The organism is Flectobacillus rivi (assembly GCF_030056655.1).
GTDB lineage: Bacteria > Bacteroidota > Bacteroidia > Cytophagales > Spirosomataceae > Flectobacillus > Flectobacillus rivi.
In genome coordinates this window covers 174,465-187,037 of sequence record NZ_JASHIE010000004.1, presented here as the reverse complement: position 1 = coordinate 187,037, position 12,573 = coordinate 174,465, and the positions used below count along the sequence as shown (strand labels likewise).

The window sequence follows — 12,573 nt, the reverse complement described above, 5'->3', positions numbered from 1 at the left end:
GAAAAAGATGGATAAAATTATGGTTTTGTTTCTAGGTTTCTGACTCTCTTTTCTAATTTGATTATGAATATCCGACAGACGAAATTATGTTTGCTGAACCAAATGAAAAATACAAAAATAACAAGCCAATTTAAACCCTCCAAACCATGTTTCAGCACCCGTTAATTGCACATATATCCGAACAAATCAATTTGACAAATACCGAAATAGCTTGTATTTTGAGTTATTTTCAAAAACAAGAATATCAAAAAAAAGAACATTTGTTACAAGAGGGTAATATCTGCAAGAACTTATTTTTTGTGTCGAAAGGCTGTTTGAGATTGTATTTTATGAATGAAAGAGGACAGGAGCAAACCATTCAATTCGCCATCGAAACGTGGTGGATGACCGACCTGATGGCATTCGAAAAATCTGGAGAATCGGGTTTTAGCATACAAGCACTCGAAAAAGTGGAGGTGATGGTAATTACTCATGAAAGTTTGGAAAAACTCTTGTGTGAAGTACCCAAATTGGAACGGTATTTTAGAAAAGTCTATCAGCGGGCGTATTCGGCGTCCTTGCTTCGGGTCAAATTCCTTTATACGATGTCGAAAGATGTTTTTTATGAACATTTTGCCTCACATTACCCCGAATTTGTTCAGCGGATTCCGCAGAAAGTATTGGCATCATTTCTGGGTTTTTCACCCGAGTATTTGAGTGAACTTCGTAAGAAAAAAACCTTAGAAAAAAAGTAACATTTGATCGTTCTTAAACTGGTTTAAGTTTTTTCTGTAGTCAAAAAGTGAACTTTGTCATGTAGTCCAGCGACGAAAATAATAATAAAATTCGATGGATATTTTTAAACGACAAATTGACATCATACCATGACAACTAGAGTAAAAATTCACGCATCACAGCCAGCGGCTTGGAAAGCCATGTACGGATTAGAACAATATTTGGCAACTACCTCAGTAAGTAAAACTCACAAAGAGTTTATCAAGTTGCGTGCCTCACAAATCAACCATTGTGCTTTTTGTATCGATATGCATAGCAAAGACGCCCTAAAAAATGGTGAAACAACGCAGCGCCTTCTATTACTAGATGCTTGGCGAGAAACGGACCTATTTACAGAGGAGGAAAAAGTAGTATTAGCCATAACAGAAGAAATTACGCTCATCAGTGAAAAAGGTTTGACAGAAGAAACTTACCAAAATGCACTGAAATACTTCAGTGAAGATTACATCGCCCAAGTCATTATGATTGTAGTGGCAATCAATGCATGGAATCGTATTTCGGTAAGCACACACATTACCGTAGGAGAGAAGTTTTAGCTTAACCAGAAACGCGAATAGTGCCACAAACCCTGATGGAAATGGATATTTCTGTCAGGGTTTTATTAGTATATTGACGTTGGGTAAGAAAGTTGGATGAGGGGAATATTGCTGCGTTAAATTGTAGTATATTTAGAGGTATTATTAATAGTAAATGACGTTAAAAACTGAAAATTCAACAATCTAGCATGTTCTATTGGTTATATGTCATTGATAAACTAATGAGTACCTCTATTACAAACTACAAAAATTATGGAAAGAAATTTTGCCAAAGATTTTATTGAGATTGCAAGTGAATTCAAAAGGGCTAAACCCTCAAAAGATAGTATCATAAAAATGTATGATTTGCTTTATGATCTAGAGTCCGCAACAAGAACTAAAAACGATGACATAACACTTGCTAATGTATATAGCATGTTGGGTTGTCATCTTTCAGCCTATAAAGTTTTGAAATCGGTGGCTGATTTAAGTGATAAAAAAGTGGTCGCCAAATTGTATGTAATGGAGGAAAAATCTCAATCTCACGGGAATAGATATATCATAAAAGATTTTAGAAAAAAACAGCAAGAAAAAATACTGTCGAAACTATTACCTACAGATTTTGTAGCTTCAGAAACAGAGGAGAATCACTACCATATAACAAGCAAGGAGATTTATATTTTTGATAAAATTATTGAAAAGGATACTACAAGTATTTCGCTTTGCGGAGGGAGTCAGTTTGATACTTATGCAGAAAAAATAATTGACTTTATCTTTTGGCTAGGAACCTGTAAAAAAGAGCTTATAAAATTTTATAATAAAAATATGAGCGATTTTTCAGGTGATGAAGCAAATGGAGAGTGGTATCACACTTTAGACATATATAACGTTAATATCGGTGTGGCAGAAAATGGAAAGCTTGGAGCAGAGATTTCGGTTGGAGATATTTTTGTATCAGATCATACTTTAGAAATAGAAATTGTTGAAAGAAAAGTAATAAATATGAATTATGATGGATAGGAAATATAATCCATCTTTCACACCAATTGATTTTCAACATGAACAAAAGATTACCTTATTTTAATGATATTTTGTATGTAGTCATCATCATATCATTTAGCGTGTTCGTAATTTTTATTGGCTATAAATTAGTACCGAGTGAATACAAAATATATTCATTCGGTATTTTAGCCCTTTTTTTAGGATTACTGTTTGAAAGTTTAAGAATATCTGATAGCTGGGTAAGGGTTGGCTACATTTTTATTGCAGCTTTTATCTGCAGTATTATTATGTTGCTACCTCCTTTCTATAATATTCGACAACATCTATCTTCTTTTCCTTATATATTTTGGATCGTCTTTTCTTTTATATCTGCTATTTTCCATGATGAGAAAGCAACGCTTAAGCTAACAGAAGGAGTAACGTTGCTATACTCAATTTCTATAATCTATTGGGTTATCGATTATGGATTTATGAGAATTGAAAACTGGCTGGTAAAATCTCTACTTATCCTTGGGTTATTGTTATCATTATTTTCCATATTCAATGCTCTGACACCTTTCATACTTTCTAGAACTACGAGGTTGGTATTGAGTCTTTGGAGTTCTATTATCGTATTGTTGATGAGTATTGATGTGATATATCGAGTGTACCAAAATCATAATATTACATCTATTCAATCTCTTGAAGATGGAGCGTATTTCGTACTTCAGTATTTTTTTCTAGGCGTTTCGAGCATATACATTGTGCAAAATGCACTTATGTTATTGTTTTTTTTACCTAGTAGAGGTTCATTTTTTAATTCAAGATACTTTAGTGAACTCCAAGAGTTTAAAAATAATCACATCATGAGATACTCTAACCACCAAACTGACTTTAAACATTCGTGCGTTATTATTGTACTCACGGTAGGGCTTTACTGGTTAAATTATCGATTTGATTTCCTCCCAAGACATATTATTATTTGGATTGTATTTATGTTGTCACCCTTGGTTACGAAGTTGACAAGCCGCTGATTAGACGAGAAAATTTCTTCAAATTATAGAATTGGCAAAGCGCTCTTAAACCCTAAAAAACAAAGATATGTTCTCACTTCTTCACCAAACTAACCAAATTAAGATATCAGACGATTCTGGATTTTTAGCAATTGTAAATTCAGAATCATATCAATCTTTTGTTGACGAAGACTGGCAACTTACTCAGCTAATAGAACATTTTGTCAATGAGATGAATAACAAAAGTTTAGTTATTTGGTCTACAGGCTTACCAAGTATTTGGGTTGTTTCTTTTGTTGATAGACCTATCCACAAAAATCCTTTTCGTGAATTTACCACTACGATTACAGTCACTGAGGGAAAGCTATTTTTAACTAATTTTGAAGATTTATCCATGTCTGCTCAATTCGAGGAGGTAAAAATTCCTGCTCCACATCATGCTGACTTGGCAATAACGCTTGAAAATGGATTATATAATTTAACAGTTCGACAGTTGTTTGATCCTCAAGACTATACTTTTGACGCTGACGGAGAAGTAAGCTTTGAAATTGTTGTGCAGAAAACGTTAAAAGAAACAGAAAAAAAAGAAGGGATATTTTGGTAGACTTTGTAGAGTAATTGCTTGAAAATTTACTTCTCTAACTTTCTCTAAACCCATTTAGAGGAGGTTTTTTTTTGCTCAAATCTTAGCTTAAGTAGATGTTTTTGAAGCTTAAGTTTAACGTTATTAAAATCTTAGCTTGATAAAAGTAGCTTATGCTAATATGTACGCCCATATTTTTTTCAGAATGCCTTTATACCTATTGTTAAAACCTATTAAAAATGCACTACTTGTGAAAAAATCACTAAATTTGTACAGATAAAACTAAAATGTATGTTAATTAAGTTTTCTGTAGAGAATTTTTCGTCATTTAATGGTAGGCAGAATTTCTCATTATTACCAGGCAAAGGAACGCTAAAGGGAGAACATAAGACAAAAAAAATTAAAGGAATCTCTGTCCTTAAAACTTCTGTGTTATTTGGTGCCAATGCTTCTGGAAAATCAAACCTTATCAAAGCAATCGAATTTGGGAAAAGATTAGTATTACGAGGAACAAATCCTGAATCTATTATTGACTATCAAAAATTCAGATTAGATAAAAATTGTACTAATAAAGATTCTAGAATCGAATATGTTATCCAACATAATGGCAAAAATTATGCTTATGGATTTGTTTTTGATTCCACTGCCATAAAGGAAGAATGGCTATTTGAGGTGAGCTTGAAGAGCGAAGTGAAAATATTTGAAAGAAACATCAATAATAGCCAAATATATGATTTGGATAATATTGTGAAAAACATCAAATCTGACGAAGAAAAGCAATTTTTGAAATTTATAGCAAAAGGAACACCGAATAATCAGTTGTTTTTAAATGAAATCAGAACTCGAAAAGTCAAAGAAAATGTTTCAAAAATTGAAGATATACTGAATGTGATAGATTGGTTTCAAAACTCTTTAAAAGTTATTTTTCCTGATGACAAATACAATGAGGGTTTGAAGTTTGAATTGAATCAAGATGAAGAGTTACTAACAACATTTGAGCAGTTTTTAAAATATTTTGATACTGGTATAAATGGTGTATGCCTTGAAAAAGTTGATTTTGATAGCGTTGATGTACCTAAATCAATTTTAAGTAAAATAAAAGAAGATCTATTAAGTAAGAAGTCAGAAAATGTAAGAGCTTCAATTCTGTCAAATAGAAATACCACCTATTTTCTTTCTATTAAAGATACAGATTTAGTTGTAGAGAAATTTATGACTAAGCATTCTGTTAAAGGACAGGACGAATTAGAAAAGTTTGATACAAGTGATGAGTCTGACGGAACCAATAGAATAATGGATTTTATACCACTTTTAATGGACTTGTTAAAAGGAGATAATGTATTTATTATTGACGAAATGGAAAGGAGTCTGCACCCTAATCTGATGTACGATTTAATCGATTTGTTTATTTCAAAAGCTACAAATATTAATAGCCAACTTATTTTGGCTAGTCACGAATCATCTGTATTAACTCAAAAATTGTTACGAAAAGACGAAGTTTGGTTTGTGGTAAAAGATAATTTTGGAGCCAGTAAACTTCATTCTCTCGAAGATTACAATGTACGATTCGACAAAGAAATTAGAAAAGATTATTTATTAGGAAGATTTAAGGCAGTACCTCGCATAGGCAATAGAAATAAGCTTACAATTTTAAATCATCATTTATTGTAAATTATGCCAAGAGAAAGAGAGGATTTATTTAGAGAAAGCAATTCTTTAGAAAAAGAAAAAATAATAGTTTTAGCCTTTGAAGGTAACGATACTGAAGAAATCTATTTTGAGGAATTTAAGAACTCAGAGATTTTCAATGATGCCTTGATATTTTTACACCTCCTAAAACGACCTAAAAAAGACACCAATAGTGCTCCAAATCACGTCTTTAGAAAACTGAAAAAGGAAGCAAAAGATGAGTATAATTTTAAGGATACCGATGAGCTTTGGATGATAATTGATACAGATAGATGGAAAAACATTCCAGATATAATTTCAGAATGTAAAAAGCAGTCAAATATGTTTGTCGCTGTGAGTAATCCTTGCTTTGAGTTTTGGTTACTTTTACACATTAAAGATATCGCAGAATACAGTGAAGAAGAGCTTGATTTAATGCTGAAAAATGGGAAAGTAAGTAACAAGAAAAATTACGTAGATGCTAAAATAGTGGAAATTTTAGGTGCGTATAATAAAAGTAATCCTAAGCCAGAGTTATTTCTTCCAACCATTGATTTTGCTATCGAACAAGCAAAGCAATTAGATGAAAAAGATGAAGAATATCCTAAAAATTTAGGCTCTCACGTTTATAAAGTTGCCATGAAGCTAAAAAAAACATGAGTCGCTATTTCGTATCCCAGTTGCCCCTCCTCTAAACCCATTTAAAGGAGGGAAACCAGAATAAATTCACCATTAAACCTCCGCCCATTTAGGGTTTTGGACAAGTACTTTTTGTTGTGTCGGACAATCGTCGTCGTGTGAGCCTTTGAGATAGCCAATGCTCATCAAAAATTCGCCTACGATTTCGCCTCCTGTAAATTTGAAAGTCTTCTTGAAAAGTTTTACCCATTCTTCCTTGGTTTTAGGATGGTGTGCTTCTAGCCATTTTTCGAAAGAGCCATATTCCTTTTGCAAAACCTGAATTTTTTTGGCGTTTTCTATCGCTGCATTGATTTTTAAGCGATTGCGAATAATGCCAGCATCTGATAAAAGCCTTTCTCTATCCTCCTCAGTATAAGATGCTACTTTGTCGATATCGTAATGGCTGTAGGCTTCCTTGAAGGCCTCTTCTTTTCTAAGAATCGTTTCCCAGCTCAAACCCGCTTGATTGATTTCTAAAATCAATCTTCCAAATAGTGCATTATCGTCGTGAATCGGGAAGCCGTAGTGATGGTCATGATAGTTGGCATGTAAGGCCTTGCGGTCGGCAGCTTGCATATTTTGAATAGCTTTGCAATAAGACATAGGTCGGGTTATAGATTTGTTAAACTCAATCAACGTAAGTAATTTCGAAATAGTTCTTTCAAAAAAGGAATCCTTAACTCTCGCTAACATGACTCAGCAAACGCCTTCTATTTTCGAATCACATTATAAAAAATTAGGTTTACTACCACTTTCAACGGATACTTTGGCATCAGCTAATAGTGATATGTACAAACCATTTATTAAGGTCTTGTACTTGCCCAAAGGATACCAATTGAAAGTAGATTTTCAAGAATACCAAACAGTAGAACCGAGTTTGTTTTTTGTGAACTCCAATCAGTTTTTACAGATAGACCAAGTGGGGGAGCAGTTAGGATATATAATGTATTACAACCGTGATTTTTATTGTATTCAAATTCATGATGCCGAGGTGGCTTGCGATGGTTTATTGTTTAACAATTTGCAAAATATGCCGATGGTGGAACTTCCAACAAGCGAACAGGGATGGGCAAATCAGCTTTGGGCACAAATAGAGGAAGAGCTGACCATGAACGAATCAGGGCAGGAAGAAATGTTACGAGTATATTTGAAACAGTTAATCATTCGTGCGACTCGCATCTGGAAAAAGCAAGAACTACACCAAGTGCAAGATGGAACTAATAGTGACATGGAGTTTTATCGAGATTTTAGTCGATTGGTAGAAATCCATTATAAAGAAAAACATAGCGTTGCTGACTACGCGGACTTATTGGGGTTTGCCCCCAAAACCTTGACACATAAATTTAAAAGACTGCATTTGTCGCAGCCTAATGAAGTAATCAAAGACCGTATTATTTTGGAGGCAAAACGCCTTCTGACCTACACACAAATGAGCGCTAAAGAAATTGGGTATCACTTGGGGTATGACGACCCTGCCTATTTTAATCGCCTTTTTGCTCAAAAAGTTGGTGATACGACGACTAATTTTAGAAATAAATACCTTCAAGGGAAAAAAGTACAATAGTTGTATGCTTTTGTGCCTTTATCTGGGTGGTTCGTTGGAGTAATTTTGTACTATCAATTTGAAACAACAACTAAACAAATCAAAAACATGAAAGCTCAAGCACTAACTATTTCGTATAGCAACACATCATATTTGACTTTCCTTAAGTCATTTTTAGTACTCTTTTTAGCCTTAGTAGCGCATATCACATTTGGTCAATTACGCCCTTATGCTGGTCAGGACGACCCACAAGTTTTTACCGAAATAAGACCATTTTTGAAAGCACTCAACACAAGTAATGGTAAACCGCTCGAACAACTCAGTCCAGCCGATGCACGTCAAGTTTTGGTCGGAGCTCAAAAATCGGTTCAGGTAGATTATTCTGGAATTCAAGAGAGCGAAAAAGTGATCTCTCAAAATGGTTATAAAGTAAAAGTACATATCACCAAGCCTATAGGTGTAAAACCAAACGCACCTGTTTTTATCTTCGTGCACGGAGGAGGTTGGGTGTTAGGAGACTATCCAACACATAGAAGATTAGTCCGTGACCTAGTGGTAAATAGTGGCGCCGTGGCTGTTTTTCCTGATTATACACCATCACCAGAAGCAAAGTATCCAGTAGCAATCAATGAAATTTATGCTGCTTCACAATGGGTAGCCGAACATGGTAAAGAGATAGGTGTAAATGGTAAAAACTTAGCAGTAGTAGGTAATAGCGTAGGAGGGAACATGTCAGCGGTAGTTGCGCTTATGGCAAAAAATAACCACGGACCAGCGATAAAACTTCAAGTACTTTTGTGGCCCGTTACCGACGCCAACTTCGAGACTGGTTCATATAACGAATTTGCAGAAGGTCGCTTTTTGACTAAAAATATGATGAAATGGTTTTGGGACAACTATTTACCAGAGGTGGAAAAACGTAAAGAAGTCTATGCTTCACCTTTGCAAGCTACGGTAGAGCAATTAAAAGGTTTGCCAGAGGCATTGGTACAAACAGCAGAAAATGATGTGTTACGTGACGAAGGTGAGGCTTATGCGAGAAAGCTCAATGAAGCAGGTGTTAAAGTTACTTTGGCAAGATATAACGGATTGATTCATGACTACGGTATGTTGAACCCTATTTCAGGGGTTACGGCCTCTAAAGTTGCCGTCTTGCAAGCAGCGTTATCAATCAAAGAAGCGTTGAAATAACTAAAAAAGAGACATTCTCTAGATTGAGTGATTTGTGATTGAGAGAATGAGTGATTATTTTTAAATGTATTAGCATCCAAAAAGGCGTTCGAAAAACTCATTTCGAACGCCTTTTTGGATGCTATATTCCCTTTGACACATTCTTAGACGCAATCATTGCGTCTCTACAAGTTAAATTCACGAAGAATAATCACTCAACCACTAAATCACAATTCACTCAATTATTTTCTATAATCTCCTTGACGTTTTACCATCCAGCCTGGGTATTGCATGGGAAGTGGACTCACTGCATCAATTTTCTGCAAATCCTCAGCCGAAAGCTGTATTTGTGTCGAAGCAATATTGTCTTGTAACTGAGTAATTGTTTTAGCTCCGATAATCGTACTGGTAACACCTGGTTGATGGCGAACCCATGCCAAAGCTACTTGTGCCACGGTAGTTTGATGAGCTGTTGCAATTTCCTGCATAACATCTACCAAATCATAAGCTTTTTCTTTATCGATTGGAGGAAAATCAAAATTCTCTCTTCTCGAACCTGCTACAACTTGCTGACGGGTATATTTGCCACTTAAGAAGCCCCCAGCCAATGGACTCCAAGGGAAAATTGCTAATTTGTGATGCTGTGCCATTGGAACTAGTTCATGCTCAATATCACGAGAAACAGCCGAGTAATAGTACTGTAAACCAATGAAATGATGCCAGTTGTGGCTTTTGGCAATTTCTTGCGCCGTAGCCACCATCCATGCTGGCCAGTTACAAATGGCAATGTAGCGGGCTTTTCCTGCATTTACTACATCATTTAAGCTATGTACAATTTGCTCAACTGAAGTACGAGGGTCAACGCCGTGAACATACAAAATGTCTACATAATCCATTTGAAGGCGTTTCAAACTTGCGTCTACCGAGTTAAAAATATGATAGCGTGACAAGCCTGCACTGTTAGGTGATTCGTCCATTCGTCCTAAAACCTTGGTTGCAATCACCACCTGATCACGACGGATACCGAGGTCAATAAGTGACTGTCCGAGTAGTTGTTCAGACTGACCAAATGAATAAATGTTGGCCGTATCGATAAAGTTAATTCCTGCATCAATCGCTGCTTTGATTAATTGGTTTACTTCCTCCTGTTGAAGTTGACCAATATTTCCCCATATACCAGCGTCTTGTCCGCCAAAAGTCATAGTTCCGAGGCATAATTCTGATACCAAAAGACCAGTTTCGCCTACATAATTGTATTTCATAGGTTTTGTTTTATTAGTTTTTGAAAAAGTTTTTACTAAAAATCGGATGCAAATTTCTTACAAAACTCTTGTGTACAGTTATCCCAAACGAAACAGAAACTATAAAAAATCAAACAATTTATATTTCTCGGAATAACTTTGGGGTGGTTTGCAACGAACGACGGAAAAAGGAAGTAAAATGCGAAGGGTCATCAAACCCAACGGCGTATCCTATCTCAGCAATATTCCAATCAGTATGTTTGAGGAGGGTTTGCGACTCTTGCAACACCCTTTCTTGAATCAACTGAGAGGTAGTTTTACCTGTAACTGTTTTCAAGGCACGATTGAGATGATTGATATGGATGGAAAGATGCCCAGCAAAATCGGCAGGAATGCGTAGTTTCATTCTTTGTAAAGGCGATTCAATCGGAAATTGTCTTTCTAGTAATTCCACAAATAAAGAGGTAATGCGGTTATTGGCCGAATGTGGATGTTTTTGGATATTATCATTTGGCGACAAACGCATGGCTTTATGAATAACCTGTTGTACTAATGCTCTCAAAAAATCGTATTTGAAGGCATAATCGACATTTATTTCAGCTGACATCTGTTCAAAAATAAGTCGAAATTCCTCAATTTGCTCCTCATCGAGATTATAGATGGGAAAACTGCCAGGCTTAAAAATAGGATATTCTTTGATATTAGGAATTTGATTCAAAAAAGCTTCTGTGAACACACAAAAATATCCTCGCTGTGATTCCCCGATTCGCTCGATTTTGTAAGGAATCATAGGATTAGCAAATGAGATTCCCGCAGACTTTACTTCAATCGATTTGTCAGCGTAGTGATAAATATTGTTGCCAATAATCAACGAAATTTTGTAATAGTCCTTACGACTATAAGGCACAGATTTTGTCGGTTTACCAATATAATCCTCCATCTTGAATACATTGAAATGCCCTACGTCTTTACGGAGGTTTTCGGGTAAACAATCTGCGCTATTCAGATAAAAATCTTCTAAAGTATGAACCTTTTCCATGAAGTAAAGTTATAAAAAATCAAACGAACCTGTAAAAGACAACAAGAAAACTACCTTACAAGTTAATTTCCTCATGCAGAATTCGATAAAATTCTTTGACAGCCTTTTTCTGATAAACTTCTTTCGTTGAAATAATCATAGCCGTTCGGTCCATATTTTCACCCAACAGCGGAATCGTTGCCAATCCGTCTTTCTGACTAACCGAAGTTTTTGCCAAAATCGTATGCCAATTTCCTGTTTTGACCAATTCCAATAAAGTTGGAATATCATTGATTTCAATCGCAATATTGGGCGACAGGGCATGGCGCTCAAATAAATCATGAACAAATTTGCTGGTCATATATCCTTTGGCAGGAAGAACCAATGGATATTGAGTAATCTGTTCCAAAGTTATCATCTCTTTTTGCGCTAATGCTGAATTTGGAGCTGTCACAACTGTCATAGGCGAGCAAAATAGATTTTGATAATCAAAATGTTTTTCAACAGCTATATCCCCAAAAAAACTTAAGGCAAAATCAAGCTCCAAATGATTTAATTTATCAATCAATTCTTCGGAAGTGCCAAATACGACTTTTATCTTAATTTGTGGGTATTGCGTTGCAAAACGAATCAGCGCTGGAGTCAATACATAACGCAGTCCATAAGTAACCCCTATCGTAATTTTTCCAGTTTGAAAATTGTGCAAGTCCCTCAGCATCAGCAATCCATCTTGTGCCTTATTGATACTTTGAAAAGCAAAATCTGCAAATAATGCACCCGCTTCGGTTAGAGTAACACGTTTGCCAATACGATTGAATAACGGTATATCAAGCTCATCCTCTAGTTGCTTAATCTGCTGAGAAAGAGTGCTCTGACTAATATTGAGTTGCTCTGCGGCCTCTGTAAAATTGAGTAATTCTTTAGCCCTGAGAAAATATTTTAATTGACGAAGTTCCATGGGGATTGAGTGAATTAGTGAATTGTGAATTAGTGAATTTTGAATTACAACTGTACGAAGGATTCTAAAACTGTTTATTTCGGATATCGGATGTTGGATTTCGGAAATGTAATCATTTACATTTCTTAAAAAATAAAGATAACTAACCTAATTTCCGAAATCCGCAATCCCAAATCTGAAATAGTTTGGAATCCTTCGTACAGCCGTAATTGTGAATTGTTTTAGGGTATTCCCTATTTTGGATTTATTATAAATCCGAAATCAAATATCCAAAATCCGAAATTGAGGAGGTTTTTCTAAATCGAAAATACCGATTGATGTGATAGAAAAAAAGCGTTTTACGAATTTAAAACTTCTCTACAACTTTGTAGTGTAATCATGAAGCATTTCTAGAGTGTGGATGATATTGAGAAGAATGTTGCATAACG

Annotated in this window: 12 protein-coding genes; 8 read left to right on the top strand and 4 right to left on the bottom strand. The window is 35.2% G+C overall.

The window, feature by feature from the left end; all coding sequences use genetic code 11:
* Positions 1–146 precede the first annotated feature (146 nt).
* The 6 genes from QM481_RS06845 (at position 147) to QM481_RS06820 (ending at position 6,194) form a co-directional block, all read left to right on the top strand.
* Positions 147–734, top strand: coding sequence for a Crp/Fnr family transcriptional regulator (locus QM481_RS06845; RefSeq protein ID WP_283381187.1), 588 nt, complete (start codon positions 147–149; stop codon positions 732–734).
* Between the two features lie 129 nt (positions 735–863).
* Positions 864–1,310: a carboxymuconolactone decarboxylase family protein gene (locus tag QM481_RS06840; RefSeq protein ID WP_166552390.1), complete on the top strand. Its 447-nt coding sequence runs from the start codon at positions 864–866 to the stop codon at positions 1,308–1,310.
* 252 nt (positions 1,311–1,562) lie between these two features.
* Positions 1,563–2,309 (top strand): hypothetical protein, encoded by a 747-nt coding sequence (locus QM481_RS06835; protein WP_283381186.1) that lies wholly within the window; start codon positions 1,563–1,565, stop codon positions 2,307–2,309.
* A gap of 1,062 nt (positions 2,310–3,371) precedes the next feature.
* Positions 3,372–3,887: a hypothetical protein gene (locus QM481_RS06830; RefSeq protein ID WP_283381185.1), complete on the top strand. Its 516-nt coding sequence runs from the start codon at positions 3,372–3,374 to the stop codon at positions 3,885–3,887.
* A gap of 270 nt (positions 3,888–4,157) precedes the next feature.
* Positions 4,158–5,537 carry an AAA family ATPase gene (locus QM481_RS06825; RefSeq protein ID WP_283327338.1) on the top strand — a complete coding sequence of 460 codons (1,380 nt, stop codon included), beginning with the start codon at positions 4,158–4,160 and terminating at the stop codon, positions 5,535–5,537.
* 3 nt (positions 5,538–5,540) lie between these two features.
* Complete coding sequence (locus QM481_RS06820; protein WP_283381184.1) at positions 5,541–6,194, top strand: RloB family protein; 654 nt, start codon at positions 5,541–5,543, stop codon at positions 6,192–6,194.
* A 72-nt stretch (positions 6,195–6,266) separates the two neighbouring features.
* On the opposite strand, the gene QM481_RS06815 is transcribed toward QM481_RS06820, so the two are convergent.
* Positions 6,267–6,818 (bottom strand): DNA-3-methyladenine glycosylase I, encoded by a 552-nt coding sequence (locus QM481_RS06815; protein ID WP_283381183.1) that lies wholly within the window; start codon positions 6,816–6,818, stop codon positions 6,267–6,269.
* 88 nt (positions 6,819–6,906) lie between these two features.
* Here QM481_RS06815 and QM481_RS06810 point away from each other — a divergent pair, with 88 nt between their 5' ends.
* On the top strand, positions 6,907–7,779 hold the full coding sequence (locus tag QM481_RS06810) for a helix-turn-helix domain-containing protein (RefSeq protein ID WP_283381182.1): 873 nt from the start codon (positions 6,907–6,909) through the stop codon (positions 7,777–7,779).
* Positions 7,780–7,866: 87 nt separating this feature from the next.
* Positions 7,867–8,949: an alpha/beta hydrolase gene (locus tag QM481_RS06805; RefSeq protein WP_283381181.1), complete on the top strand. Its 1,083-nt coding sequence runs from the start codon at positions 7,867–7,869 to the stop codon at positions 8,947–8,949.
* A gap of 221 nt (positions 8,950–9,170) precedes the next feature.
* On the opposite strand, the gene QM481_RS06800 is transcribed toward QM481_RS06805, so the two are convergent.
* The 3 genes from QM481_RS06800 to QM481_RS06790 form a co-directional block, all read right to left on the bottom strand.
* Positions 9,171–10,190: an aldo/keto reductase gene (locus tag QM481_RS06800; protein ID WP_166552383.1), complete on the bottom strand. Its 1,020-nt coding sequence runs from the start codon at positions 10,188–10,190 to the stop codon at positions 9,171–9,173.
* A 118-nt stretch (positions 10,191–10,308) separates the two neighbouring features.
* Positions 10,309–11,208, bottom strand: coding sequence for a helix-turn-helix domain-containing protein (locus QM481_RS06795; RefSeq protein WP_166552382.1), 900 nt, complete (start codon positions 11,206–11,208; stop codon positions 10,309–10,311).
* Between the two features lie 55 nt (positions 11,209–11,263).
* Entirely contained in the window at positions 11,264–12,145 is an 882-nt protein-coding gene (locus tag QM481_RS06790; protein ID WP_283381180.1) for a LysR family transcriptional regulator, read from the bottom strand.
* Positions 12,146–12,573 lie beyond the last annotated feature (428 nt).

What these genes read in the sequence shown, in the direction of transcription:
- QM481_RS06845 (WP_283381187.1), top strand. Translation starts at nt 147, where the DNA reads ATGTTTCAGCACCCGTTAATTGCACATATATCCGAACAAATCAATTTG.
- QM481_RS06840 (WP_166552390.1), top strand. Translation starts at nt 864, where the DNA reads ATGACAACTAGAGTAAAAATTCACGCATCACAGCCAGCGGCTTGGAAA.
- QM481_RS06835 (WP_283381186.1), top strand. Translation starts at nt 1,563, where the DNA reads ATGGAAAGAAATTTTGCCAAAGATTTTATTGAGATTGCAAGTGAATTC.
- QM481_RS06830 (WP_283381185.1), top strand. Translation starts at nt 3,372, where the DNA reads ATGTTCTCACTTCTTCACCAAACTAACCAAATTAAGATATCAGACGAT.
- QM481_RS06825 (WP_283327338.1), top strand. Translation starts at nt 4,158, where the DNA reads ATGTTAATTAAGTTTTCTGTAGAGAATTTTTCGTCATTTAATGGTAGG.
- QM481_RS06820 (WP_283381184.1), top strand. Translation starts at nt 5,541, where the DNA reads ATGCCAAGAGAAAGAGAGGATTTATTTAGAGAAAGCAATTCTTTAGAA.
- QM481_RS06815 (WP_283381183.1), bottom strand. Translation starts at nt 6,818, where the DNA reads ATGTCTTATTGCAAAGCTATTCAAAATATGCAAGCTGCCGACCGCAAG.
- QM481_RS06810 (WP_283381182.1), top strand. Translation starts at nt 6,907, where the DNA reads ATGACTCAGCAAACGCCTTCTATTTTCGAATCACATTATAAAAAATTA.
- QM481_RS06805 (WP_283381181.1), top strand. Translation starts at nt 7,867, where the DNA reads ATGAAAGCTCAAGCACTAACTATTTCGTATAGCAACACATCATATTTG.
- QM481_RS06800 (WP_166552383.1), bottom strand. Translation starts at nt 10,190, where the DNA reads ATGAAATACAATTATGTAGGCGAAACTGGTCTTTTGGTATCAGAATTA.
- QM481_RS06795 (WP_166552382.1), bottom strand. Translation starts at nt 11,208, where the DNA reads ATGGAAAAGGTTCATACTTTAGAAGATTTTTATCTGAATAGCGCAGAT.
- QM481_RS06790 (WP_283381180.1), bottom strand. Translation starts at nt 12,145, where the DNA reads ATGGAACTTCGTCAATTAAAATATTTTCTCAGGGCTAAAGAATTACTC.